General features: G+C 43.3%; 23 protein-coding genes. 9 read left to right on the top strand and 14 right to left on the bottom strand.

Going from position 1 to position 25,933, the window contains the following annotated elements:
• Window positions 1-69 precede the first annotated feature (69 nt).
• From AB6E30_RS20065 to AB6E30_RS20025, 9 genes are all read right to left on the bottom strand, one after another.
• On the bottom strand, window positions 70-1,383 hold the full coding sequence (locus tag AB6E30_RS20065) for an HlyD family type I secretion periplasmic adaptor subunit (RefSeq protein WP_017061737.1): 1,314 nt from the start codon (window positions 1,381-1,383) through the stop codon (window positions 70-72).
• Window positions 1,376-3,628: an ABC transporter transmembrane domain-containing protein gene (locus AB6E30_RS20060; RefSeq protein WP_372104997.1), complete on the bottom strand. Its 2,253-nt coding sequence runs from the start codon at window positions 3,626-3,628 to the stop codon at window positions 1,376-1,378. Before AB6E30_RS20060 ends, AB6E30_RS20065 begins: the two co-directional genes overlap by 8 nt.
• A complete protein-coding gene (locus AB6E30_RS20055) occupies window positions 3,625-5,271 on the bottom strand; it encodes an ABC transporter transmembrane domain-containing protein (RefSeq protein WP_372104995.1) in 1,647 nt (548 codons plus the stop codon). Before AB6E30_RS20055 ends, AB6E30_RS20060 begins: the two co-directional genes overlap by 4 nt.
• 165 nt (window positions 5,272-5,436) lie before the next feature.
• Window positions 5,437-6,072, bottom strand: a complete 636-nt coding sequence (locus AB6E30_RS20050; RefSeq protein ID WP_372104993.1) for a CatB-related O-acetyltransferase — start codon at window positions 6,070-6,072, stop codon at window positions 5,437-5,439.
• A gap of 419 nt (window positions 6,073-6,491) precedes the next feature.
• Window positions 6,492-7,604 (bottom strand): NADH:flavin oxidoreductase, encoded by a 1,113-nt coding sequence (locus AB6E30_RS20045; protein ID WP_372104991.1) that lies wholly within the window; start codon window positions 7,602-7,604, stop codon window positions 6,492-6,494.
• Between the two features lie 287 nt (window positions 7,605-7,891).
• Entirely contained in the window at window positions 7,892-8,581 is a 690-nt protein-coding gene (locus AB6E30_RS20040) for a hypothetical protein (RefSeq protein ID WP_102393100.1), read from the bottom strand.
• Window positions 8,581-9,771 carry an OmpP1/FadL family transporter gene (locus tag AB6E30_RS20035; RefSeq protein WP_372104989.1) on the bottom strand — a complete coding sequence of 397 codons (1,191 nt, stop codon included), beginning with the start codon at window positions 9,769-9,771 and terminating at the stop codon, window positions 8,581-8,583. Before AB6E30_RS20035 ends, AB6E30_RS20040 begins: the two co-directional genes overlap by 1 nt.
• Before the next feature lie 93 nt (window positions 9,772-9,864).
• Window positions 9,865-10,677: a crotonase/enoyl-CoA hydratase family protein gene (locus AB6E30_RS20030; protein ID WP_017061730.1), complete on the bottom strand. Its 813-nt coding sequence runs from the start codon at window positions 10,675-10,677 to the stop codon at window positions 9,865-9,867.
• 477 nt (window positions 10,678-11,154) lie between these two features.
• Window positions 11,155-12,348: a multidrug effflux MFS transporter gene (locus tag AB6E30_RS20025; RefSeq protein WP_372104987.1), complete on the bottom strand. Its 1,194-nt coding sequence runs from the start codon at window positions 12,346-12,348 to the stop codon at window positions 11,155-11,157.
• A 270-nt stretch (window positions 12,349-12,618) separates the two neighbouring features.
• Between AB6E30_RS20025 and AB6E30_RS20020 the strand changes: the two genes are divergently transcribed.
• From AB6E30_RS20020 to AB6E30_RS20005, 4 genes are all read left to right on the top strand, one after another.
• Complete coding sequence (locus AB6E30_RS20020) at window positions 12,619-13,704, top strand: PQQ-dependent sugar dehydrogenase (protein ID WP_372104985.1); 1,086 nt, start codon at window positions 12,619-12,621, stop codon at window positions 13,702-13,704.
• A gap of 448 nt (window positions 13,705-14,152) precedes the next feature.
• Window positions 14,153-14,362 (top strand): cold-shock protein, encoded by a 210-nt coding sequence (locus AB6E30_RS20015; RefSeq protein ID WP_010430417.1) that lies wholly within the window; start codon window positions 14,153-14,155, stop codon window positions 14,360-14,362.
• Window positions 14,363-14,479: 117 nt separating this feature from the next.
• Window positions 14,480-15,019, top strand: a complete 540-nt coding sequence (locus tag AB6E30_RS20010) for a YaeQ family protein (RefSeq protein ID WP_017061727.1) — start codon at window positions 14,480-14,482, stop codon at window positions 15,017-15,019.
• A complete protein-coding gene (locus AB6E30_RS20005) occupies window positions 15,012-15,665 on the top strand; it encodes a hypothetical protein (protein WP_240492681.1) in 654 nt (217 codons plus the stop codon). Before AB6E30_RS20010 ends, AB6E30_RS20005 begins: the two co-directional genes overlap by 8 nt.
• Window positions 15,666-15,926: 261 nt before the next feature.
• Here AB6E30_RS20005 and folE read toward each other — a convergent pair whose 3' ends face one another.
• Window positions 15,927-16,580: a GTP cyclohydrolase I FolE gene (gene folE, locus AB6E30_RS20000; protein WP_017061725.1), complete on the bottom strand. Its 654-nt coding sequence runs from the start codon at window positions 16,578-16,580 to the stop codon at window positions 15,927-15,929.
• Between the two features lie 216 nt (window positions 16,581-16,796).
• Here folE and moeA point away from each other — a divergent pair, with 216 nt between their 5' ends.
• Together moeA and moeB are read left to right on the top strand one after the other, a co-directional pair.
• Window positions 16,797-18,032, top strand: coding sequence for a molybdopterin molybdotransferase MoeA (moeA, locus tag AB6E30_RS19995; RefSeq protein WP_372083479.1), 1,236 nt, complete (start codon window positions 16,797-16,799; stop codon window positions 18,030-18,032).
• 12 nt (window positions 18,033-18,044) lie between these two features.
• The gene (moeB, locus tag AB6E30_RS19990; RefSeq protein WP_372104983.1) at window positions 18,045-18,797 is read left to right on the top strand and encodes a molybdopterin-synthase adenylyltransferase MoeB; all 753 of its coding nucleotides are present in this window, start codon (window positions 18,045-18,047) and stop codon (window positions 18,795-18,797) included.
• A gap of 54 nt (window positions 18,798-18,851) precedes the next feature.
• Here moeB and AB6E30_RS19985 read toward each other — a convergent pair whose 3' ends face one another.
• From AB6E30_RS19985 to AB6E30_RS19970, 4 genes are all read right to left on the bottom strand, one after another.
• Entirely contained in the window at window positions 18,852-20,054 is a 1,203-nt protein-coding gene (locus AB6E30_RS19985; protein WP_017061722.1) for an EAL domain-containing protein, read from the bottom strand.
• Complete coding sequence (locus AB6E30_RS19980; RefSeq protein WP_102319859.1) at window positions 20,047-20,907, bottom strand: helix-turn-helix transcriptional regulator; 861 nt, start codon at window positions 20,905-20,907, stop codon at window positions 20,047-20,049. The genes AB6E30_RS19985 and AB6E30_RS19980 overlap by 8 nt, the downstream gene beginning before the upstream one ends.
• Window positions 20,908-21,165: 258 nt before the next feature.
• The gene (locus tag AB6E30_RS19975; RefSeq protein WP_372104981.1) at window positions 21,166-23,490 is read right to left on the bottom strand and encodes an ATP-binding protein; all 2,325 of its coding nucleotides are present in this window, start codon (window positions 23,488-23,490) and stop codon (window positions 21,166-21,168) included.
• 10 nt (window positions 23,491-23,500) lie between these two features.
• Window positions 23,501-23,809 carry an Hpt domain-containing protein gene (locus AB6E30_RS19970; protein WP_017061719.1) on the bottom strand — a complete coding sequence of 103 codons (309 nt, stop codon included), beginning with the start codon at window positions 23,807-23,809 and terminating at the stop codon, window positions 23,501-23,503.
• A gap of 192 nt (window positions 23,810-24,001) precedes the next feature.
• Between AB6E30_RS19970 and AB6E30_RS19965 the strand changes: the two genes are divergently transcribed.
• From AB6E30_RS19965 to AB6E30_RS19955, 3 genes are all read left to right on the top strand, one after another.
• On the top strand, window positions 24,002-24,595 hold the full coding sequence (locus tag AB6E30_RS19965) for a TfoX/Sxy family DNA transformation protein (RefSeq protein ID WP_137001856.1): 594 nt from the start codon (window positions 24,002-24,004) through the stop codon (window positions 24,593-24,595).
• Between the two features lie 338 nt (window positions 24,596-24,933).
• On the top strand, window positions 24,934-25,173 hold the full coding sequence (locus AB6E30_RS19960; RefSeq protein ID WP_017061717.1) for a hypothetical protein: 240 nt from the start codon (window positions 24,934-24,936) through the stop codon (window positions 25,171-25,173).
• Window positions 25,174-25,290: 117 nt separating this feature from the next.
• Window positions 25,291-25,605, top strand: a complete 315-nt coding sequence (locus tag AB6E30_RS19955; RefSeq protein WP_017061716.1) for a helix-turn-helix domain-containing protein — start codon at window positions 25,291-25,293, stop codon at window positions 25,603-25,605.
• Window positions 25,606-25,933 lie beyond the last annotated feature (328 nt).

The following is a 25,933-nucleotide window of genomic DNA, read 5'->3' as shown; positions in this document are numbered from 1 at the left end:
CCCCTTCGGTTAGATAAAAAAAGGAGCACGGCATGTGCTCCTTTTTTATGCAAGCCAGAGTGGAGGACTTTACCTCTCTCCAAACGCCACGCTAACATTGGTATAAATCGGTTTCCATAAGTATTGGAACACCGACTTCTCGCCAGTTGTGATGTCTACTTCACCCGTCATACCCGGCAGTATGGAAAAGCTTTCAGGGTTATCACGGAAGTAAGGCGTATCAACCGACACTACAACTTCATAATAGATCTCGCCACGTTCGCTTTGACTTGTGGTCGGTGAAATACTCTCTACCGCCCCTTTTAAAGCCCCAAAGCGGCTGTAATCAAACGCATCAATCTTGACTCGAGTGGGCTGCCCAACACTCACAAAACCAATATCTCTTGGGGACAAACGTGCTTTGAAGTCAGCGTTCCCTCCGACAGGCACAATTTCAACTACCGTGCCACCCGGCTGAATAACACCACCATCCTGCGTGCTTGGTATGCTTTGCACCAAGCCTTGTAGCGGTGACACTAACATAGTGTTCGTCAATTTAGCTTGGCTTGAACGAACTCTAGCATTCAATGCTGATAAGTCAGATACGGCTTTAGAACGATCATCGCTCACTTTAGCTTTCGCTTCCGCCAGAAGCTGTATGATTTTTTGGTCATTACTGTCAGCTTGTCTAATCAATACCGACTTCTTACCACGAGCTTCTTCGATTTTCTGTTCGATACTGGCCAATTTTTGTCGCATTTCAAGCACACGTAAACGTGAAATGTTACCCGCTTTATAACCCTTCTCCAGTATGTTCAACTCTTGCTTAGTCGCATTTAACTCTTTCTCATAACTCGGCAAGGCCTTTTCTACGCTACGAAGCTGCTCTGCAATTTGCTCGCTCTCTTTCTCAAGCACCACACGCTTTTGGAAGTAGAGGGCTTTTTGCGCGTTCAGCTGCGCTTTTTGCTGGCTGACGATCTCTGGGTAATCGACCTCAAACTCAGCAAGGTTAGGCTCACGTTGCTCAAGCAGCGCATTCATACGTTCCACACTGGCTAGAAGCGTCACTTGTTGGGACTTTAGCTCTTCAAGGGCGGTACGCTGGAAAGTGGCATCAAACTCAACAAGCGGCTGGCCTTTCTCTACCAACTGGCCTTCTTTAACAAGAATTTGCTTTAACTTACCGCCAATCGCACTTTGTAATACTTGCTTCTCGCCTTCCGGAATCACAGCACCTTTGGCTTTGGCGATTTCATCAACTTGAGTGACTACAGACCAAGTGGCAAAAGCAATAACACATAAGGCAACCGACCATGTGGCCAGCGCCAATGTACGAGCCGTATTTTGTGATTCAACAAGCTCACCGTAGCGCTTGCCCTTCTCGATAGATTGTTTAGTCATTAGCGACTCCTTGCTTAGACTCTGATTGTTCTTGTTGGGCTGCATTTTGTTGAGCAGACGTCTCTTGAGTTGACGTCTGTAGCTCTTGAGATAACGGTTGCTCAGATAACTGCGGTTCTTGAGAAGCTTGAGGCTCTGAAGGCTGTTCCTGCTTCGAAGACTGCTCCGGATCTAATGGACCGGCATAAACCACTGCACCTTCATTTAATACCACCACTTTATCGGCAAGCTTGATTAAATCCGGATCGTGGGACGTGTAAATCACCGTTGCTTTTCCTTTTTTCGACTGCACGAACTCACCAAATATACGTTTAGCATTTGGGTGAGCATCAGGCACAGGATTATCCATTAAGAACATTGGGTAGTCATAAACCAGCGCTTTCGCGTCAATGAGGATCTGCGCGACGCTGCCAGACAACATGTCAAAAAGGCTGTCCGGCTGAATACTGCTGATGGAAGTATCGAGCCCACCTGATAATGTCTCGAACCAACGCTTTCCACCGACCATTTCAATTGCAGAGATCATTTTCTGATCTTCGACTTTGTGGCCGTCGTTTAGCCACTCTCGAATACTCAACGTAAGCAAATCAGGATATGCGGCTCGAATGAAACACCAGTGGCGATAAAGCTGCGGATCGTATTGAACGAGGTTAACGCCTTCAAGCTCGACCATGCCATTTTGGATAGGCTGCAAGCCAGACAGCACTTCAATTAATGTTGATTTACCGCTCCCAGAAGGGCCGGTAATCGCGACAACTTCACCGGCTTCAATATCAAAACTCACACCATTCAAAGCGGGGCGACTCTGTTTGGGATAGCGCAGCGTCACTTGGTCTAATTTCAAGTTAGGCGCTACCACGGGTAACGGGTGATGCTGGTAACTGAATTCACGCTCAGACGGCTGAGACAAAATACGGTTCACTTGCAGCTTGGATTGATTAAAGCTATTAAAACGCATCGCGCTGTTTGCCAACACCTGAGCAGGACCCGTCACCTTAGATATCAACATCATTGAAGCAATCAAACCACCGGGCGTCATCACTTGTTCAAAAATAAGTCCTATGCCTAACCCCATCACGGCGAGTGTCGAGCCCACACCAATGAAATAGTAAATCGAGGTGTACCGACTCTGGAGAACCGATTGATTAAAGGTCACTGTTGAAGCAAGAAGATTGGCTTTTTTGAAACGTTGAATCCAGTGCTCTGAGAATCCAGCACTGCGAATAAAGGCAAGCTTGGATGACAGCTCATTAGTCATGTTTTGACGATTCGTACCTGCGACTGTCGATTGCATCGAGCGCTTGCTGCTAGAGCGTATCGAGCGTTTTGCTAGCAAGTAATAAAGGATTAAAGAGACGACTGGAACCAGTACCAACCATCCGCCTAAAACTCCTATCGCTAGTACAAAAATTAGAATGAATGGTAGGTCAAATAACGCATTTCCTAATGGCCCCGATAGCACACCTGAAATACGCTCTGACAACATCACTTGGTTTTGCTGACTAGAAGAAGCTGTTTGCTGATTTTGAGCATAGCTATTACGAAGCAGACGCTGCACGAGGGATTGAGAAATCTCACGACTTACTCGGTTGGAAACTGAAGCAAACACTCGGCTACGTAATGTTCTCAACCAACCCATCATCACAAACAACAACGCCGCGCCAATGGCGATACCTTGCAACTCATGCCCTGCATCACCACCAATCACATGGTCATAAATCGACATCGTGATGAAGGGAACAGCAAGCGCAAATAAGTTAGTGATAAAGCTGACCAATAACAATTTAGGAATGATGGGGCGAAACGCATGTAACCTTTCACCAACCCAATCAGGAGAGGCCTTCTCTAATGGTGGCCCTTCGATAACAATACAAAACTGAGGGACATCGGTGATGTCGTTATTGGCATTAAAGGCAACAAATTGCTTGGATTCCAAATGACCAGAGACCAGCTCATGTTCACCAAGTACCGGTAAGACCAATTTATGTTCACCAACTTCATCTAGGTTGGCAACCAAGCGATAAGGCAGTGCAAGCCTGTCGAACAAGGCAAACATATCGTCGATTGATTCAATGCCATTTTCATCGACCCATTGATGTGCGAACAACTGGATATTAGCATTAACTTCCAACTGCTTAAGAACGGAAAGGCTCTCGGTTTCTAAATGATTCATCACCTCTTGTCGACCGCTGGTATCTGCACGGTTGTTCGTACCTGAAGGGTTACCAATATCTAAACGATTCATACGACGGCCTCCTGATTGCTCTCGCTGTCGACCGTAATAGCTCGACTTTCCACTGTAATGATTCGATTAGCAAATTCGCGAAGCTTCGAATGGTAGCTCACCATCAGTATCGTGCGTCCTGCCGTTACTTCTTCTTCCAACACCTTAGCTAGATTCCCAAGGGCGTCTAAATCAAGTGAAGAATCCGGCCTTTCCAACATGATTATGGGTTTATCACTTGCCAATTGAGCCGCGATATTGAGCATTTTCACGTTACCCATACTCAACAAAGAAGCACTCGTATGGCCAATTTGTGTCTCTAGTCCATCGGGTAATCGAGTAATCTCTTTGGTTAAACCCAAACGCTTTGCATAGTCACTGGCGCTTTGCGTTTTCTCAGGGTCAAACCCGCACAAGTTGTCGAGAATAGTACCCGACACCAACTGCCCTTTAACGCCACAGTAGGCAGCAATATTGGTTACGGATGCGATTGAAACTGCAGCTCCGTTAATGAAGCACTCACCCGCTTTTAGATCATCAATACCTGCAATCGACGACAATAAATGACTGTTGGTGTGGCGATCCTCACTCTCTAACAAAACCAACTCACCTTTATTCAGTGTGACATCTGCATGAGAGAGTTCACCGTATCTTTCAACGGTCGCTTGCTGAATTTCCAACGTCTCAAAGTCAGATAAGTGGTTCTCGGTTTGCTCAGAATCTGAAGAGTCCGATAGTGATAAGTCACTCAATTTTTCTATTGCCTGATTAGCACTGTGTATTGAATTAAGCTTAATTCGAACTCCCACCAAAGCACTTAAAGGTGCGACGGCTCTGCCCGATAAGATAGAACATGCCGCCAATCCACCAGTGGTTAACTGGCCATCCAACACCCACAAGCTCCCCGTAATCACGAGTAAAACTGACGTGGCTAATGCAGCAAGCTGAATACATTCTTGGGCGAAGGCGTTCTGTTCTTCTTCTCTCGCTTTAGACTGAGAGCGAACATTATTGAGGGATTTAAACTGATTAAAGATTCGAGACTCAACGGCCTGGCGTTTGATTCCCTGAATGGTTTGGCTCAGTAAAATCAAGAACGCTTTTCGCTCCTGCTCATCTTGGGAAGCTTCTTCACTTAAGCTTTTAACGCGAATAGAAGATAACCAAACGATTCCAAGAGTAATCAGCCAAACTGCCAAAGGTATCGCCACCAGCTCACCGCCGATGTAAGCCACCAAGCCCAAGAAGATCAATGCAAAAGGCAAATCAATAAAGCCTGCAATCACACCGCCGGAATACCAATCTTTGACTTTTGATACTGAGCCCAGCCCCTCTTCCACGCCGCCAACACCAATGTGGCGAAGATGGCCTGATGAAGCCGTTGTTACTCTTTCAACCAAGGTTTGATAGGTCGCTTTCTCGGTATTGCTGGCCGCGGCTGACAAAAGCCAAGTACGCACAAACCGGATCAATGCTTCCATGGCAACAGCCAACGCTGCACCCGCCAACAACAAAGTGGCAGTACCGTAACTTTGGTTAGGTAAAATACGATCGTAAATTTGTAAAACCGTTAACGGAACGGCGAGAGAGAGAAGATTTATGAGTAAAGAAGGCAGTAGGACTTTTCCTACCACCCCTTTGTTTTTCATTGAACTTGCGGGCATACACAATCCTTATCCATGCTTATGAAATAAGATTGGTACACCATGTTGAGTATTGCAAGGTAACGGACTGATTTAACGTGTTTTTCAATATAAATATGACACAGATCTTTCTACACAAATCTGTGGCTATACCCGTACCTTAAAAACGCTCCTTAAAAACGCTCCTTACAAACAATTGTCGTAATCCGTTATCGCCTGCTTTAGCTTTGAAAAGTCTGAGTTACATAAATACGGTTTCAGCGCTTCAAATTTATCTGAGGGCCACTCGTATATTTTGAATGACATGAGTTCGTCAATAACGGACTCATCAAAGCGGTATTTGACGACTTTAGCTGGAGAACCACCGACAAGGCTGTAGGGTGCGACGTCTTTAGTCACCACACTATTCGCTGCAACTACAGCGCCTTCGCCAATCGTCACACCGGGCATCACCATCGCTCGCATGCCTAACCACACCCCATCTTCAATGTGAGTGTCACCTTTGCCAATGTAGGCATCGTCGATGACATCCATAAATGGATACAGCGAAAACCAATCAACTCTGTGGGTATGGTTGCCACCCATCAAAATCACGACCTCTGCGCCAATACAGACATAATCACCGATATAGAGCTCGTCGATTTTCCATCGAGGCTCCCACTGGCGGCTGACTTCGTCGCCGTGTAAATAACGCACTACCGATTGTTCAAAACCATTATCCCAGCAATCGCTGTAATAACTGTGTTGACCTTTTACATGAATATTGGGGTTGGTTACGACTTCATGCAGCAACTCGAATTTGGACCAATGCTTCTTTTGCATTTTTACCTCTGAATGATCTATTTAGTTTTATTCGTTAGCTATCAAAATGTTCGACGATGCAAATCCAAGGTGTACAAACTAACGCCCTATAAACACAGGGTTCACTGGGATGAATAGTGAGTATCACGCTTAAATCATAGCAATGTCGCTAAAACTAAAGAGACGTCAGTGGATTCGAGGTTGCTTAAGAAGAGGAAGTAGTTTCAAAGTTTGCTCAGTTTTTATCGATAACTTGGTTGGATAATTTACAGGCGTAGTGTATCTGTTTAGTCGCACCAATTTGACAGGAAGATGTGATTAATAAGGTTTCAAATTTCGTTTCGTGGAATACGGAATGAACAAGAGCCTGCGCGATTACACAGGCTCAAACTTAGACTCTGCTATAAACTTCGGAGCTCGCTTGGAGCTAGGGTCAGCGACTACATGCGAGCAAGCTGTGCTTTTCTGTCTTTATTCACCACACAAAAGTTACCGCGCTTAGTACGACATTTAGAGCATCGTTCGCATTCAACAGGGCTTCTATCCCCTTCCTTCCAACGCTTAACTAAATGGGGTTCAGAAAGCAGCGGTCTTGAAAGCGCGAAGTACTCAATGCCCGTGTTGTTTGCAATCGCTTCGATAGCATCAAAATCCGTTAGGCCGCCAACCGTGATCACTGGGATATTAACGTCTCGGCTGATCGCGTGACCATATTCGTGGAAGTAGCCTTCAGCTTGAATGGTAAAACCATCGTGCGACTCGCCAATCATAGTGTCTGCTTTGCCATGAATATTGCCTGACACGACAATGCCATCCACACCCACTTGTTCAAGCTTTTTACAGACAATACGTGTTTCCTCAAAGGTGACGCCACCTTCAAAAAACTCGGATGCCGTGAGCTTAACCAAGATAGGGAAATCATCACCCACCAGCTTACGTGTCGCGGTATAGATCTCTAACAAAAATCTCATGCGGTTTTCTAAGCTACCGCCGTATTCATCTTCACGTTGGTTGTAATAAGGGCTTAGAAATTGGTTAATCAGGTAAGTGTGAGCGGCATGAATTTCAACGCCATCAAAGCCTGACTTCTGTGCTCTCAAAGACGCTTGAGCAAACGCATCAACAATGTAGTCGATCTCGTCTGTGGTCATCGCTTTGCCTAGAGTTTGAGTTCCTTTTTCTGGAACCTCACTTGGTGCGTAGATTACTCGCTCGCCAAGGTCATGCGTGGTTTTGGTGCCACCATAAGCCAACTGCATCACGATTTTAGAGTCGTTGTCGTGCACCAGTTGAGTCAGCTTTTGATACTCTTCAATGAATGAGTCGTTATACATACCCATCATGCCTGCATTCGGCTTTTCTTCTTCAACTATGTTCGCGTAGCCCGTCACGATCAGGCCGACTTCACCTTGAGCCAACTCTTCATAGATAGCGTACAGTTTATCTGTCATATGCCCATCTTCGGTGGCCATATTTTCCCACGTTGCACTTCTCATGAAGCGATTCTTTAGTGTCATCTTGCCAATGTGGGTTTCTGTAAACAAAGTGCTCAAGTGTCTTCCTCTCAAAATCGTGTTACGCAAGTTACCCATTAAGCATGGGCACTGATTCAGGCGGATACTACAGAGAATAAGGTAGCGAAAACTTAATCTAGATTAAGAGAGCGGCACTCTCATGTGAGAAAGATATAGAAAGCATCAAAAAGAGATAAAAAAGATTGGAGAAATGGTAACAAAAGAAAGTCGCTAAGTTTTAATAAGCGACTTTGTTCAATTTAATCTGGACTAAGTCAATGGTTCTTACGAGAGGTGTCCACCTGCGAATTTCTGCCTGCTAACAGTTATTTGAACTCATAGGTGTAAGACGCGCCAACACTGTTATTTTCACCGAAATCGTCCTCAGCAAAAATAGTGAAGAAGTTGAATGATTGAGCGTCACTCAACTTGTAGCTAGCACCGACGCCTGCCCAATACCCTGAATAATCATCAGACCCCATTGAACCGCCACCGAAGCCCATAATCGACCACTCATCCGTAATCGTTTTTAAACCAAAGGCACCAATGTAGCCACCATGTGTTGAACTCGGCATCAATACATAATCAGAGCCAACGTTATCATCATCGAAAACCGCCACTTCGCCATCATTATAACTGTAGCCAGCCATAGGGAAGATTTGCCAACCGAACGGCTCAATGTCGAAATAACTCAGTGGTATAAATGTGCCAATACTGTAGTTGTTCTTATAAGCATCGTTGTCATATTCAGAACGGCTAAAGTTGAAGTTAACAATACCCATAGGCAACAGCCATGAGCCGCCTATTCGCCATTCTTCGCCATCTGCGTTAACACGAGCATTGATCATTCGTGCTTCATCAAGCCCAATAGACCCAGAGAACTGCAGATCTTCGTTATAAGCAACGCCAGCTTTGGTTACGATTTTAGTCGGATCATCAGGGTGCTTCTCTTCAGCAAAAGCACCCGTTGAAAATAAAGACACTAAAGTAATGATTAGTAGATTACGTAATGTCATTAGAAGGTCGCGCTAACACCAACAAAGTGGATACGGCCATCGAACGAACCATTCAACAGATTAACTTGACCAAATCGACCATATCGATCCATCTCAACTGCACCCAAATCAGCGTATTCATAGAACACATCAATTAAGATGTCGTCCCAGTAGGTAGATGCGCCAACTGAGTAGCGGTACTGTTCACCCACAGGAAGGTCAACCCATTGCATTGACGGATCGTCTTGCGGAGAAGTTTCGTAAGAGAAGCCAGCTTTCAAACGCCAGTCTGAATTCAATTGATAATCCGCACCTACCGCAAATTTCCAAACGTCATCCCAGTCACGCTCAATCGGAACACCATTAATTGGACTTCCTGCTATTCCAAAATCAAGAACGGTTGTATCCCATTCACTCCAACGATGGAACTGAATACTAGCAAGCAGGTCAAGTTGAGAGTTCAAAGCATAGCTCGCACTGACATCGATGATTTCAGGTAAAGCAATATCAGTTGATAATGAATTCAATACGCCTTGGTTAATAACGCCATTTACATCATTGTTAAACTTATGCTCTAGCTTAGAACGGTAACTTGCGCCCAGCTTAAGTTTATCTGTCGGTGTGTACATTACGCCAAGGTTATAGCCGTATGCCCAGTCAGTATCTTGCTTCGCAGTAAGCATTGACGTTGTTTGTTGGAATGCAGCCCAACTGAATTGCACACCCGCGCCTACTGACCATTGGTCATTCAGCTTATAACTCAGTGATGGGTTCACTTGCATTGCAGTAAGAGTGATATCTTCTAGAAGTGCAGCACCCGCCCAATCACTGCCGTAATCAAGGCTAGAGCCGCCAACAGCGCCAAGCGCGATACCAAGGTGTAATTTGTCTGTGACTTGATGAGCGTGGAAGGCACCAAATGACGGCATTACGGAATGAGCTTTACCATCTGGATTACCACCGTTATCTTGATACTTCATTTCAAGATCGAATGCCATGGTGTTGATGGTCGTTTTGCTTTCGCCCATGTGAGACATAGTGGCAGGGTTTGTCCACATCGCCGCTGCAGATCGAGTGTAAACACCATCACCAGCGCCAGTAGTACCAGCGTTGGCAACGACAGCTTCTTGCAAAAACAGGCCACTTGCGAATGCATTTAAGCTCGTAAAAATTGCAGTGGCAGCTAGAGAGTAAGTAAAAGTTTTGTTCATCAGAGCGCTCATTTAGCCTTAGACATTAAATTGCTCTAAGGTTACCGCAAAGCTCAATAAACAAAGGGAATATCCATTATTCCTGTACAAGCGCTATTTAAATTTTCTGGCGACGTAAGGGCGTGGTTTGTCTCGATGAATTTCACGTTGAGCAGCAATCGCCCTGTTCTTACCTAACCCAACCTTTATCTGATACCAAGTTTCGCAGAATACAGCCATGCCCGGGCTTGACCACCAAGTCTTGTTGTAGAGCTTCTTGTTAGCAGCGACGACATCTGGCGACCGATTCGCACACTCAAGTGCCAACGCATAGGCTTCAGCGTAAGGATCTTCGGCAATCTTGGTCACCAACCCATATTCTTTAGCGGTTTCACAGTCGATCACTTTGGCCGTCATCGCCATTTCAAGGGTGTGATCTTTACGCATCAGCTCTCTAAAAGCGATAGCGCCTCCCATGTCTGGAATCAGACCCCACTTTGCTTCCAATATAGAGAAGTTCGCATCCGGGCTAGCAATTCTAAAATCACCCCCACTGACCAATTGCAGGCCGCCTCCCCAACAACGACCATGAATCGCAAAAATGACAGGGCATGGAATATCTCGCCAACCCAATGAAAAGCGTTGTGCAGCGTTAGGCAATGTCGGTAGCCATTTAAACAAGAGCTTCATCGCCCCAGATTTACTGGTTAATAGGGACTTAACATCAAGCCCTGAACAAAAATCAGAACCCTCACCTTTTACTATTACGGCACGAATCTCGGTGTTCTTTTTCAGCTGAGTCACCATGTTATTCACGCCTTGAAACATTGCCATATCAATAGCATTGAGCTTATCGGGTCGATTCAACACAACCGTCGCAATTTGGTTTTTATCGATAGAACAAGTAATACGATCGAGGTTTGGCATGGTGGCTACCTTATCAGTGGTCAGACCTTTAGATTATACATTTTATTAACATATGCCAAACTTGCACATTAAGAAGCGAGACCTGTGTTGCTTAACGTCTTTCCCTTTACACAAACGACATCAACAAAAAAGCAGTGATGGATCGCTCCATTCACTGCTTTTCATCCGTAGCTTTTATCGCCAATGGCTTTGATTGCCAGTAGCTTTGATTAGAATGGCTTTCGGTCATGAGCAAAACCTATGTTCTTCGAGATTTCAGTAGCAAGAAGATAAAGTAGCTGCCAGCAATAATGGAAACTAACGTCCCTGCCGCAAGCTGCGCTCGGAACACTACCACTTGCCCTAAGCAGTCAGAAAATAGCATATATTCTGGTAACTTAAACCAAAGCGCTGAACATTAAAAAGGCCATTGAAATTCATCATTTCAATGGCCTTCTCGTTCCTACTAGCCAGGCAGCTAGCTAATTACCTAAGCAACTAACTGAGCTGAGACTCTCTCGCTTCTTGGCTACTGAAACCACGCAAAATGTTAAACAGGGTAATCAATGTGAACAGCATGATAACGAGCGATAAATGCCACGCTTCCCCTAACCCTAACTGAACCAGGCCCATACTCACCATTGAAGACACCACCATCTGCCCGCCACCAGACATCGCAGCCGCCGCGCCAGCGTTCTTCTTATAAGGCAACATCACTAACGCCTGAGCACAAGGTAACGCAATACCATTACCAAGGATCATCAAGAACTGACCAAGCATGAGATACAAAGGTTCGAGTGGACAGAAGAACAGCCACAAGGCCGCAGCAACGTGCAATACAGGTGTGCATAACAGAGTTTTCTTGTTACCCAGCATAGGGCGAATACGGTTACATAAGCCTGTTCCGCCAAGCATGCCTAATGCTGGAATCACCGCCCACATTGCGTATTCATCTGACGTCATACCAATCTGGTTCTGCATGATAAATGGCATCACCGACACAGTGGTGATCATCAAGCTAAAGTTAAGCCAACCGATACTCGCAAAGCTCATAAAATAACGAGAAGTGAGTAACTCTTTATATTGAGAAACCATTCTCTTAGGCGAAGGGATCGCCGAAACCTGAGTGACGGTTTCCTTAAATTTGAACGCTAACACCACCCAAGCTAATGAGACATAGCCAAGTAGCGAGATAAACACCATGCTCCAGCCAAAATGGAAGTTAATGAATCCACCGATAACGGGCGCGATCAAAGGTGTTATAGACGCAACCATAGCAATGTAAGACATCGCCAAAGGCAAGTCTGCCCCACTGAATCTGTCTCGCGTAGAAGCACGAGCAAGTACCGCGCAACAACCGGTTCCTAAGCCTTGCAGGAATCGCCCCATCACCATGCTAGTAAACGAATGGCTGAAGAAGATGATCATCAATAACCCAAGCATGGCAATCAACAAACCGCTTAGCAGTACCTTCTTGCGTCCCAAAGCATCGGAAATAGGGCCATAAATAAACTGGGAAGGGCCAAAGCCTAATAAATACACACTCACCAAAAGCTGAGCTTGCTCTAGCGAGACATCAAAATCTTTTGCGATCCAAGGTAAAGAAGGAAACACCAAGCCCATACTGAGCTGGCCGATACTGATGACCAAGCACGCAAGTAAGATCGATTTAAAATCAAATCCACCACTCATCGTTTAATAGGTCCGTTCGAAGAAAAATCGTGCGTATCTAACTCACAACATAAAAACTGAGAAAATAGCGAAAATGCTGCTGGTGAGTTGTTCATAATGCTCCGACGGGATCAAATAGAGAAAGGCAGAGTAAACATACGTGAGCTTGTATAATCATACAATAGGCGTTCAACTAAATATGTGAATAGTCACTTTTCAGCAACCTCGGCTTTCCGCCAATCGGTCACAAGCGCTAGACTAACACTAGATGCTCATAATCAAGGGATTTCAATGAACACTCATCACCGTATTTTTTCATGTGCTTTGGCGCTGCTTGCCTCTGGTCCTATAACGTCAGCCTTTGCATGGCAGGCAGAGAAGATCACCGACGGACTCGTGATCCCTTGGGGACTGGCTTATGTCAACGATAAGTCCATGTTAGTCACAGAAAAATCAGGCGTCATTAAACATGTCGATTTAAAAACAGGCGATCAAAACACACTGTTCAGGCTGCCCAATGTATGGGCGAAAGGCCAAGGTGGATTATTGGATATCGCACTCTCCCCTTTTGAAAACGGAAAGTTCTACGTCACTTACAGTAAAGACGTCGATAGTGAAGGCGTAACGACACTGGCTTCTGCTAATTACAGCAATAATGAAGTCACCAATTGGACAGATGTGTTTGTATCTAAATCTAGAACGGACACCGGACGTCACTTTGGTAGCCGTATCACCTTTGATGATAGCCACCTGTATTTTTCAATCGGCGACCGTGGTGATCGAGACAACGGCCAAGACACCATGACTCACGCCGGATCAATATTACGACTGAATGCCGATGGAAGCACACCAAGCGATAACCCATTCACGGATAACAACAAAGTGCTCAATGAAATTTGGAGCTTTGGCCATCGTAATCCACAAGGTCTGTATTACGATTTCCCGACTCAAAAGCTTTGGTCGATTGAACACGGCCCTCGCGGTGGTGATGAAATTAACCTAATAAAAGCGGGTGCCAACTATGGGTGGCCTGTCACCTCACACGGAAAAGAGTATTGGGGCCCTATCAGCGTTGGCGAATCGGAAACCAAAGATGGTATTGAAGCGCCAAAAAAAGTCTATGTTCCTTCAATCGCTCCGGGCAGTTTGCTTGTTTACCAAGGAGACAAATACCCAGAGCTGAAAGGCAAACTGCTGGCTGGCGCACTAAAACTTACTCACATCAATATTGTGACAGTCAATGAACAAGGTGAGGCAATCGAGGAAGAACGCATTTTAGAGGACTTGGGCGAAAGGGTAAGAGACATCGAAACTTCACCAAACGGAGACATCTTCTTCAGCACTGATAATGGCAACCTGTACCGCTTGAAAAAGTAGCCGAGACCTCGTTCAAGTAAAGGCACTTACCTTACAACGACATTTATAAATATAAGCCGTTAAAAGTGGGCTCAACGCCCAGTTAGCGGCTTTAAATTTGCAAAAATGAATGCGCTAAAACAGTGCATTGACTCCAAATTCGTCATCAATTTCGACCACCTTTTTCACAAAAACTACAACAAATCACCATACAGCTGTAACTCCATGATATTTAAGGAATGCAAAGTTTGACTACCCCCAAGTTTCTGCAACCTTTCCCTATGTATTCGATTGACTATCCCCTGATTTGATTTAGACTCGTTCCCGGCTAGAAAGAAAGTTCTTTGTATATAAACATTTCGTTGGATTACTAGTAACCCCGTTGTGTTGTACGCAATAGCAATAAACTTTTCCGCGCTATCAGTGCCACAATTGGCTCAAAATAAAAATTTAATTTTAGGATATCATCATGTCTAACACAGTTACTGGTACAGTAAAATGGTTCAACGAAACTAAAGGCTTCGGCTTCATTCAACAAGAAAACGGCCCAGACGTATTCGCACACTTCTCTGCTATCACTGGCGACGGTTTCAAAACTCTTGCTGAAGGCCAAAAAGTTGAGTTCGTAGTATCTCAAGGTCAAAAAGGCCCACAAGCTGACAGCATCAAAGTACTTTAATTTAGTATTTTAAAGCTTTCTAAAAATAGCCAGCCTCTGCTGGCTATTTTTTTACCCGCTATTCAGAGATTTAAGGTAATATTCCCCTTCACTATTTCTACCTAAGACACCCTCTCAATGGCTCTTAAACCGACAATCTATAAGTTTCGTATCTCTTTAACCGATATGAATCGCGACTATTACGACTCTTTCAATCTAACGGTTGCACAACACCCTTCTGAAACAGAACAGCGAATGATGGCTCGAATCATGGCTTTCTGTATCAATGCGTCTCCTGAACTTGAGTTCACTAAAGGGTTGTCTAGCATTGAAGAACCCGATTTATGGCAAAAGTCGTTAGACGATCAAATCCTAGAATGGGTTGATGTAGGCGAACCTGATCCAGAGCGTGTTAAGAAGGCAACTCGCCTATCTAAATCAGTACGCGTATTCAGCTTCAACACTAAATCAAACGTTTGGTGGGAGCAGAACAAAGGTAAATTCGGCTACCTAAAAGCTCAGATCGTTCGTCTAGACAACGATGGTATTGAGCAGCTAGCAGCGATGACACAACGTACGATGGATCTTTCAGTCATGCTGACGGGTAACTCTGCTTTCATTAACAGCGATACTCAATCGGCAGAAGTAACGTGGGAAGAGCTACAGAGTAATGACTGAGCGTCCAACCCCGAATAATTCGCAAACAGCAGCTAGCCAGCTAGAAGAAGCCAAGCAACAAGCCGACGCGCAGCAAGAAATCAAAGCTAAACAACAAGCTAGAACCAAGCTTCACCAGTGTTTAAAAGAAGCAGGTTTAGGTTCAGTCAAAGCGCTCTCGACAGGCTACGAGAAAGAGCTGTCGTCATTTATTGATGAAAACCACGCTTTGTTTAAACACGCTTGCGAGAACAAGCCGGAGAACTCTGCACGTCAGACGTTGCTTGGCTTGCTAACCAAGGAACATATCGATGCAAGCTATCGCTTTGAAAGCAATAAAGAAGCGAATGAGGCGATGCAAAATGTATTCGATAATACAGTGGGAACTGAGCACAGCGACAAGTTTCAAAACTCTAACGCTCAACAGTTAAAACTAGTCACGCATTTGTGGTTGTTCATTCAAGGACGACTAGGAATGGATTACAGCCTAGCCAATGATCACGCAGCTGTAGCCGCTACGCTACTGTCTCGTATATCGAGAAGCAGTGATGATGAGATTCGCGTAGAGTTCATGGCGAGTTTTTACGATGGTTTGAGCATCTATCAAGCCGAGAACAAGCCATCCGGTATTGTTCACCACTTAAAGCGTTTGTTTAACCTTTCTTAAGCACTCCACCAGCGACTGATTCTAGTTACGCTCTATATGCTTTCAACAAACGTTAAGATATAGAGCGTGCTTTTTCTGCTTGGCCGCAACAGATTCCCTATTACGTTCATTCTTCACTTTAGGGAATAACAGCATTCTCAGCCATTACAGTTGACTTCATTACAGGCGTAAAAAAGCCCCGCATAAAGCGAGGCTTAGAATATATTTCAATGAACATCAATTTACAGAGGCTAAATTGAATTCATCTAATAATGCAGTGAATCAACGCAGGCCGTGTAAGAACTCGTGGCGCGTTGCTGGGTTTGATCTGAAGATACCGCCTAGAGCTGTTGTTGTCGTTTCGCTGGTTGCATCCATTACACCGCGAGATTTCACGCAGTAGTGAACCGCATCCATGGTTACAGCAACGTCATCGGTTTCGAGTAGCGTTTGCAATGCAACAAGGATCTGCTGCGTCATACGCTCTTGAACTTGTGGGCGCTGAGCAAAGAATCGAACAATACGGTTAATCTTTGAAAGACCAATGATTTTTCCACGCGGGATATAAGCGACCGCAGTCTTACCATCAATCGTCACTAAGTGGTGCTCACAAGTACTGGTCACGGTAATGTCTTTTACTCGTACCATCTCACGAACGCCCATCTTGTTTTCGATTACCGTAATTTTAGGGAAATTGGCGTAATCCAAACCAGAGAAAATTTCATCCACGTACATTTTAGCAATACGTTGCGGTGTTTCTTCCAGACTATCGTCCGTAAGATCAAGTTCAAGGAGAGTGAGAATCTCACGCATATGGTGTTCGATTCGTTCCTTTTTCTCTTCTCGGCTAACCTGGTTTGGACTCATTGGTGTCTCTAAACCACGGCTTGCTAGCGCATCTTTAACCAACTTCGCTGATTCGCTAAGACCTGACATTGAACTTCCTCTTTTATTACCCCTTCTGGATGGCAAACAAGGATACTCGGAATTTTGAATAAATACACCCATATTTTAAGGGAGGTCATTATTTACGGGGCTTAAACTGTGCTAGAGTGGCTAGAATTTCGTTGGCGAACCATCATGATTTGATAACTATTGAATCCCTATTGCCAACCGCCAAATCAAAATAATAACGATCAAAGGATTTCAATTATGGGCTGTTGCGACGCTCCGGGCTTGATGCCAATTGAAGAAGCACTAGATAAGCTGCTATCACCAATTCAACCTATTCAAACGACCTTATCACTGCCATTAGCAGAAGCATTGGGTTACGTACTTGCTGAAGATATTCTATCCCCTATTTTCGTCCCTCCTTTTGATAACTCAGCAATGGACGGCTATGCACTGCGCTTAGCAGACCTAGAGAACAGTAAAGTGCTGCCTTTAGCGGGCAAGTCCTTTGCAGGTCAACCTTTTGAAGGTGAATGGCCAGCAAACACCTGTATTCGCATTATGACTGGCGCAAAGATCCCGGAAGGTTGTGACGTCGTAATCATGCAAGAAAACACTGCTGAAACTGACGCTGGCATTGAGATTCAGCAAGACGACATCAAGCTGAACAATAACATTCGCCCTACCGGTGACGACATCAAGCAAGGCGATATCGTTCTTAGCCGTGGCGAACGTTTAACACCTCGTGACATTCCAATGATTGCTTCGCTCGGTGTGAGTCATGTAACTGTGGCACACAAACCTAAAGTCGCTTTCTTCTCTACTGGCGATGAGCTCAAGCCATTAGGTCAGCCTCTTGAAGATGGTCAGATCTACGACAGCAACCGCTACGGTATCAAACCACTGATTGAAGCGTTTGGTTGCGAAGCAATTGACCTAGGTATTATTCCTGATTGCCCTGCAACGCTTAAAGAAACCTTTGTAAAAGCGCAAGAACTGGCAGACGTAGTTGTCACTTCTGGTGGCGTAAGTGTCGGCGAAGCTGATTACACCAAAGACATTCTTGAAGAGCTTGGCGAAATCGGCTTTTGGAAACTAGCAATCAAACCAGGTAAACCATTCGCATTTGGTGAGCTAGACAACGCTTGGTTCTGTGGCCTACCGGGTAACCCAGTGTCTGCAATGATGACCATGTACGTGTTAGTTCAACCTATGCTGGCTAAACTTGCCGGTCACACTGCGTGGACAGCACCAGAATCGATTCCTGCTATCACTAAATCTGCATTCAAAAAAGGCCCAGGCCGTACTGATTACCAACGTGGCATCTACTCGATTGAAAACGGTCAGTTTGTAGTAGAAACAACAGGTAATCAAAGCTCCGGCGCTTTCCGCTCAATGAGCTTAGCAAACTGCTTTGTGGTACTAGAGCGCGAACGTGGCCGTGTTGAAGTCGGTGAAACGGTTCAGATTCAACTGTTTAACTCCACGCTTTACTAACGAGGCTTGCTGATGGAAATACTGTCTGACGCAGAGATGCTTCGTTACAATCGCCAGATCATTCTCAAACAGTTTGATTTTGAAGGCCAAGAAGCGCTGAAACAGAGTTCAATCTTAGTGTTAGGTGCAGGTGGTTTAGGCTGTGCCTCTGCTCAATACCTCGCGACTGCGGGAATTGGTAAGCTAATGCTGATCGACGACGATGTTGTCGAGCTTTCAAATTTGCAGCGACAAGTACTTCACACCGATACTGATATTGGTAAGAAGAAGGTCGATTCTGCCGCTGAATCATTACAGGTGTTAAACCCACACCTTAGAGTTGAAACGGTCGACCACAGACTTGATGACGAGGCACTAGCAAAGCTCATTGAAGCGCATTCGTTAGTACTTGATGCCAGCGACAACGTTGAAACGCGCAATCAATTGAACCGCTTATGTTACGCATCTAAAACGCCTTTAGTTTCTGGTGCTGCGATTCGCATGGAAGGTCAGATTAGCGTATTCACTTATCAAGATGAAAATGCACCTTGTTACCAGTGCTTGAGTGCTCTATTCGGCAACGCTGCTCTAAGCTGTGTTGAAGCCGGTGTGATGGCACCTGTTGTAGGCATGGTAGGCGCGGCTCAGGCTTTGGAAGCTATCAAGGTTATTGCCAAGTTTGGACAACCAAAGCAAGGCAAACTTTTGATTCTCGATGCCATGTCTCACAGCTGGCGTGAAATGAATTTAATGAAGATGCCTAATTGTTCGGTGTGTGGTAAGTAATAAAAAGAGCCAAAGCCCATTGAGTTGGCTTTGGCTCGTTACCCTAATACGTTGTTAATGATTAGAAGTATATTCAGAAGCGACGTAATCTAGCTCCTTTTGCTCTGCGAGCATCTCAACTACAATTTCAGGTAGTGATGGAACCCCATGAAGAAAACCTTGTTGGTTAAAGCCGCCTAGAGCTTCCAGAAATGCACAGGTGTCTTTATTTTCAACACCCTCATAGATAATACGTGCGTTTTTTACCGAAACGAGCTTCTTAACTTCATCGATTTTTTGCATGTAATCAATGTTATGGCAAAGTCCCCATGTAATGGTTTTATCTATTTTTATCTCACTAATAGGCAGTTTTACAATACGTTCAATATTCGATGCTTCCATCCCAAAGTCATCTATAGAGATCTCAAAACCATTCAACCTTAGCCGTAAAATATTTGCCAACAATTCTTTTTCAATATTGCCTGAAAGCCCCTTTTCAGTCAGCTCTACAACGATAGTATGCTCAATACCTTGCTTATAGATCTCGAGTAGATTATCGACAACAGATTCATCAGTCAGTAAATTAGGATCGATATTAATTGAGAACCTCAACGATTTATCAAGTTCACTGAAGTGGAGATGATAATCCTGAATGAATTTATTTATCACGATATTGGTAAAAACCTTTTGCTTTCCTAGCTCTTCAATTACTGGCAAAAAATAGCTCGGTGGAAGTAAGGTCCCGTTTTCATCAGACCATCGTGACAACACTTCAAACCCCGAAATAACATTTATATCCGAAACAACTTGCGGCTGATAAACCAGATTGATGGGAAAATCGTCATCGATGATTGTTGCACGGTTACCAAAGCCAAGCTCGCTTTTGGTTATGGTTTCAACTTCAAGTGCTTTATCAACCAACTCACTTATTTGGTTAGCCCAAATAGGCTTTTCTAGTGAAGCGACAACATTTAACTCATAGAGCTTTCCAAGCATACTCACCGAGCTAACAATGGATTTATCCAAACCTGAAATAATGATTATTTTAGACTCAACATTTTGTTGCGACATCATACTCAAGAGTTCAAATCCATCGCCATTGGGCATCATGATGTCCATAATCACCAAATCAAATGATGCGTTTTGCATTTTGCTCATTGCATCGAACGCATTTTCTGCAAACTGTACAGATGTTTTTTTATTAGATAAAGAGACCGCATTTTTAATGACCTCTCTCGATAGTTCAACATCGTCAACAATCAATACTGTGTTATTCATTCTCTTCACCTTTATAGTTTGCAATAATATCCATCCAAGTGCGTTGTGATTTCATTTTCTTTGAATCCAAGTTCATGACCTTCATTGATCTATCGTTACTTCTTACACTTCGATACTCGCAGCCCAATGAAAAAAACAGATCAAAAATCCTTTTGCTTTTCAGTAGTATATAAAGCTCTTTATCTGGATTTAAGCTTTGTAGATACTTGTACGCCTCTCTGCCCATTGTGTCTGTAAATGACGAATAATGAGTGCAGTTAAAAGTAACAACTAAATGTGCTCTATCTTCTTTAGATACTAAGACTTGCTCCAAAAAATCTGCTGCAAGATTATAGTTAGCACTTAATAAGTGTCCGATTAATTGCCCATTAACCGTGACGAGCGTTAACTCTCCAGAATATTGATTTATTATTTTTTCAATAATTACCTTTCTACTCATACCTAAATCTTCTAAATTACTGAGCATAACGTTATCCTCATATTCAAAGATGACATCAATTAACTTGGTAATCTTCCCAAGAAGGAATGAATTATTTGAGTTAATCACCGTAACTTCTGTTTGGACGTGCATGTTCATATCAATATAACCGTTATTATTAAATTTATTCGTTAACCCTGTGAGAACTGTTTGTGAGTCGTTTGCCTCCCAAACATCAAATATGTTGACTCCAATAAGGTCCAGTAACTCGTTTTGACGTTTTAAGTGGGGAGTTGTTACTCCTCTTTCCCAACGGCTTAGTGTCACAACGTCCAGGTTGTTAAAGTTAGAGTTACTTCTTTGAATCGCATCAACAAAATTAGTTTGAGACAAACCATTATTAACACGAAACGTACGTATAATATTTCCAAACATAGCTTTATTTTCTTATTCGTTATTGTGATTTAGCTTATTTTTAATTAAATACGAACAAAAGCTAAGGGCAAGCTGTGATTGAATAATTTGAAAATGCCCAGCTACTCTCAACACTTATTGGATGATAGTTATTTTCATAACAGTTTGGGCATTATCTTGATGACAATGCCCATAACTCTCAGAAAAACAGATGAAAATAATACATGAAGATCCGAAGATGGCTTACCCTCAGGTTATAGGTAGGAGTATTTAACTAAGTTAGCAAGTACCACCTGATAAAGCGCAATGAAGCTTTAGCTTTAGATCGCTCGGGTTGAGCGGTTTGGTTAGATAACACGAAAAGTATTGGTCCATTCGAGCCTCTTCTTGAATGGTAGCTCGTGCCGTAACGGCAATTATAGGTAACGATGGCTTACGCTTTTCCAACTCAGAGGCAAGCTCAATGCCATCCATAACCGGCATTGAAATATCCGTCAGTACAACATCAAAGTCATGTTCAGAAGCGAGTGCTAAAGCCTCCAAACCATCATTCGCGGTCATGCATTCACAACCTAGCTCGTTTAAGTGGAACTCTAGAATTTCTCGGTTGAACTCAACATCATCAACGATCAAGGCTTTTTTACTTGTGCAGTCTAAGCGCTCTCTAACGTTATATACCTGTTCAGCAACACCGTTAGAACACTCAAGAACATTCATAATTTCTTCAGCTGGGAGTGAGATAACAAAAGTACTACCGGTGCCGAGCACACTCTCAACACGCAACGAACCCTTCATTAACTCTACGATGGTTTTAGTTATCGCCAAGCCCAAGCCAAAACCAAACTGTTGGTCTTCTTGATTAACCTGTTCAAAGCCGTTAAACACCGCATCCAATTTATCTTGGGGAATACCGACTCCAGTATCGCTTACGGAGATATTGAATGCTCTATCGTCGGTTGAAACTTCTATTGTCACCCCTCCCTTGTTTGTAAACTTCAATGCGTTCGAAACTATATTATTGATTGCTTGCTTAATACGAAGCTCATCAATCATCAATGTTGTCGAAGCATCGACATTGCATATAATATCAAGCGACAATTGTTTAGACTCGCTAAGCGGAAAAAACGTATTTTCAATTTCGCGCATCAAACTCATTACTGACAGGCATTTAGGGTTTAATGAATAGCTTGCTGCTTTTACTCTTTCAAAATCCAATAGGTCATTCACAATGCCTAAAATAGTATTGCTCGCACTCGAAATACCGTTCAGCTGATGGCGATATTCGTCAAAGTTTTTGCTATGGCTTAGCATATGTGTATAACCAATAATCGCGTTCAGTGGCGTGCGAACCTCATGGGACACATTTGAAAGCAGCACCGATTTCTGTTTATTGGCCTCACTCGCCTCTTGCGCTGCTATCTCGTACTGCTTCGTTCGCTCTTCAACTTCATATTCAAGCCCTTCAATCAAATTTTGAATCTGGATCCCAGCCTCAGAATAAGCCTTTGAAAGCTGTTCAATTTCGTCTCCATTACTATAAACAGTATGTCTGGATTTATTAAAATCACGCTGCTTTAGATATTTAGCTTGTGCGATCAATTTAGAAATAGGTATCAGCATCTTATTCACCGCGATTGAGTTAATAGCTAAAAACAGACCAAGCAAAAGGATATAAGCAAAGAACAGGCGTTTGATCAATGAGTTATCACCAGATAAAACCAGCTCTTTGGTGGTCGCATAACTGGAACGAATCACATGCTCTGGCGTGACTAAAATCAACCTCCAACCGGTTTGACGGTTCTGAACAAAAGTGACATTGAAAACACCTTTTTCGCCACTTACCACAAAACTACCCAAGTAATGTGACATGATATGGCTTCCGACACTCTTTTGAATTTGTTCATCAAAAACACTTTCAGACATCAATTGGTCGACATTCTGTTGTAGATTCGACGCGATAAGCTTGCCGCTGTCGTCTACTAAGAAATAACGGTATTGGAATTCATCGATCATATTTTCAAAAGTCAGTGAACGAGAAAAATACTCTAAATCTAAATCAAATTTGAGTAACGCGTTATCCCAGTGCTCTGGACGGATATAAATGGCAAACTTAGTGACGTGCCCCACTTTAACTTCTTTCCCTATATAGAAATTCTTGTAGTGGATCATGCGACTAAAATCGACAGAAATAGAGCGGCTTACAATACCATTTTCGGTGATAGAGACTTCTTGGTTGCGTTCAGTGTCAATAAAAAGCACCTTTTTGATAAAGGGCTTAAGCTTAGTATTGATATAAGCCAGCTGTTTATTACGAAGTGCCTCGTTTTTCGATTCATTAACAAAATCATGAGCAAAATCAATCGCCACATGATCCACTTCCTCAGTGATCAGCTCGACCTCTTTATCAAGGGTTACACTTTGAGCTTTCACAAAGGTAAGTAGAAGCTTTTTGTTATTTCCCGTAATGCTCTCCTTTATCTCTTCAAATTGGTTTTGTGAAGAAACCTGAACGATTTCGATAGCGGAGTACGTAAGCAACACCACAAATAGAACCAGTATTGTTGCGTTGGTGAAAATGATTTTATTTTTAAAAGACACGTTCATATCCTCCAACTTAAGCGTCAAAAAGTTGAATCATGGCGTTAGACACATCCATCAAAATCTTTTTTCCTGCACTTTCATTGATTACCGCGTCGTAGTGCTCCAATTTAAGACAAATTCTTGCAACCTCTGTAGCCCCGCAAGATAACGCAATGCCTTTCACTTTATGGGCGAGCGCTCGATTGGACTCACCTCCTTGAAGAATATCATCATTAACCTTGTGCAAACTTCTAATAGCAATCTGACGAAATCGAACGCCAATATCCGATTGAAAGTTACAACCCGTCGCCATTAAAAATACATTTGTGTCGATGCTATACATACCAATTTCTCCCGCCTTCGTGACCCCCCTTAATTTTGACCGTCTGTTACAAAACTGATATGGCAGATCGAGAATTTAAATAACCGGCATGCCTAATGGCATTGTCTGTTTTTTAACTTGGCTTATGCCATATTCACTGCTGGCTACATTTGGACAATAGATCACACTTTTTATGATTATCGAGTGAAAATAATGGCTCAACTTTTCAGACATACTTTTAGACGCTTGGAACAATTAGGTCGAGTGTCTATAAAACAAATATTTGGCGTAACGGCCTTCTATGTAGATCACGTTTTGCTCGTTCTACATAAAAGTGGGGAGCTGTACCTCAGAGGAACACCGGCACAAGAAGGCTACTTTATTAACAAGGGCTACCCCAAGGTGAATGCGAGCGTACTTGGAGTAAGTCAGAATGCGGATTATTACAAGTTGCCAGCAAACCCTTGGAGCAAGTATTCTTTGACTCTATGTGAAGCAGAAATCGCACTAGAGCAAATAAAGAGATCACGAAGCAGTTATATTTCTGCTCCCGAAAGGCTCAAAGACTTACCCAACATGCGATTCTCAACTGAGCAACTTCTTGAGAAAGCGGGTATAAACTCCATTGAGAAACTCAAAAACCTGGGCACGATTGGTGCTGTAGAGGCTATCCAACAGCATACCCACCATAAACCAACCATCGAGTTAGTTTGGTCGTTAGAGGGTGCAATCCAGGGTATACACCGTTCACAACTGCCGACGAACCTAAAAAATGCATTGCGCACCCAAGCTCAAAGTTATTGTTAGCCTATATTGTTTTAACGAAGCTTAGATTCTTGTTAAATCCAAATGCGGTCAATTTGATGCCGTGGCTATTCCTAGCTACGGCTCATTAGGCTAACCCGCTGTCCTTAAGTGATTTCACTCAAGTTTAACGTCTTTAAATTAGCCTCCCCTTTCATTTGATCGCCCACTCCGTTTTAATTTTCACTGCCAGCCTTTATTTTGGTTTCCTACTATTCCCTCTGCTACAAATTACCATTCAAGTTTTAATGCAACTGAATTTATAACTATTTATTTTACAACCTGCCCTATCGCTACCAAACTAGGCATATCAACACAACACTAATAAAAGGTGCCTAAATATGCGTTCATTAATCTTTATTTCAACAGCAGTATTAGCAACTCTTATCTCTTTTCAGTCGGCGGCCGCAAATGTCACTGTGCGTTGGACAGGGAAAGTACCGACTTCTGACTGCGCTTCAAACCCTATTAGCAATCAAGTCGCGTTCAACTCACAAAGCGAACGTTGTAAGGTTGAACTTAAACAAACTGAAATAACTAATACAAAAACAGCAAATAAAATGGTTTCGTTTGATGTGTAATATGAAAGGAAAACCCATTAAGTAGGCATAATAGCCAGATTAATATTCAACCTGACCTTGCATGTAATCGCAGCAAATAAATAATACGGGTATGATAATTAAACTGGCTGTTTGTTTATGCACTTAATCTTACATAAAGGGTCGCTAAGAATTTCGCTAGCCGACCACCCAACGATAAAACCCATCCAGCTCACACTCAGTGAATTTTTAGTTCTAAAAGAGTTACTCACTCATCAAGGGGAGCATTTAACCAAACACCATCTACTAAAAATGGGATGGCCCAATTCATTCGTCTGTGACAATGCATTGAATATGGTGATCATGTCTTTAAGAAAGAAGCTTCTTAGGCTCGGTGGATGGATAGAAATCAATACCATTTACAAGATAGGTTATAGTTTAAATAAAACTGACAAAATATGTGTTTTGCAGTGAATTTAAACACTCCCGTCCAAAAACCAGCGCCGCCAACCTACAACTTGCCTTTGAATATGACCAATGCATTCGGTCAGCACAGCAAGCGCACCGTGAGAGAGGAACTTCATTTCCCAAGCTAATAACAGCAGTGCTGAGATAGTCTCTAGCGAAGCATTAACCTCCATTAACAAACTTACGGCGCACTCTTTTCCTGCCGTTGTTGATTTATTTTGTAGATTCGCTAGGGCTTTGTTTCCTAAATCAGGAAACTAATGCTTAAAGCTACGATCAGATCAGATCATCTAAGTTCACTCACATACTTAGAGCAATGCCAAAGCCTCGCTAC

It is taken from the genome of Vibrio sp. 10N.247.311.12 (assembly GCF_041467515.1).
GTDB lineage: Bacteria > Pseudomonadota > Gammaproteobacteria > Enterobacterales > Vibrionaceae > Vibrio > Vibrio crassostreae_C.
This window is presented reverse-complemented; position numbering and strand designations above follow the sequence as displayed.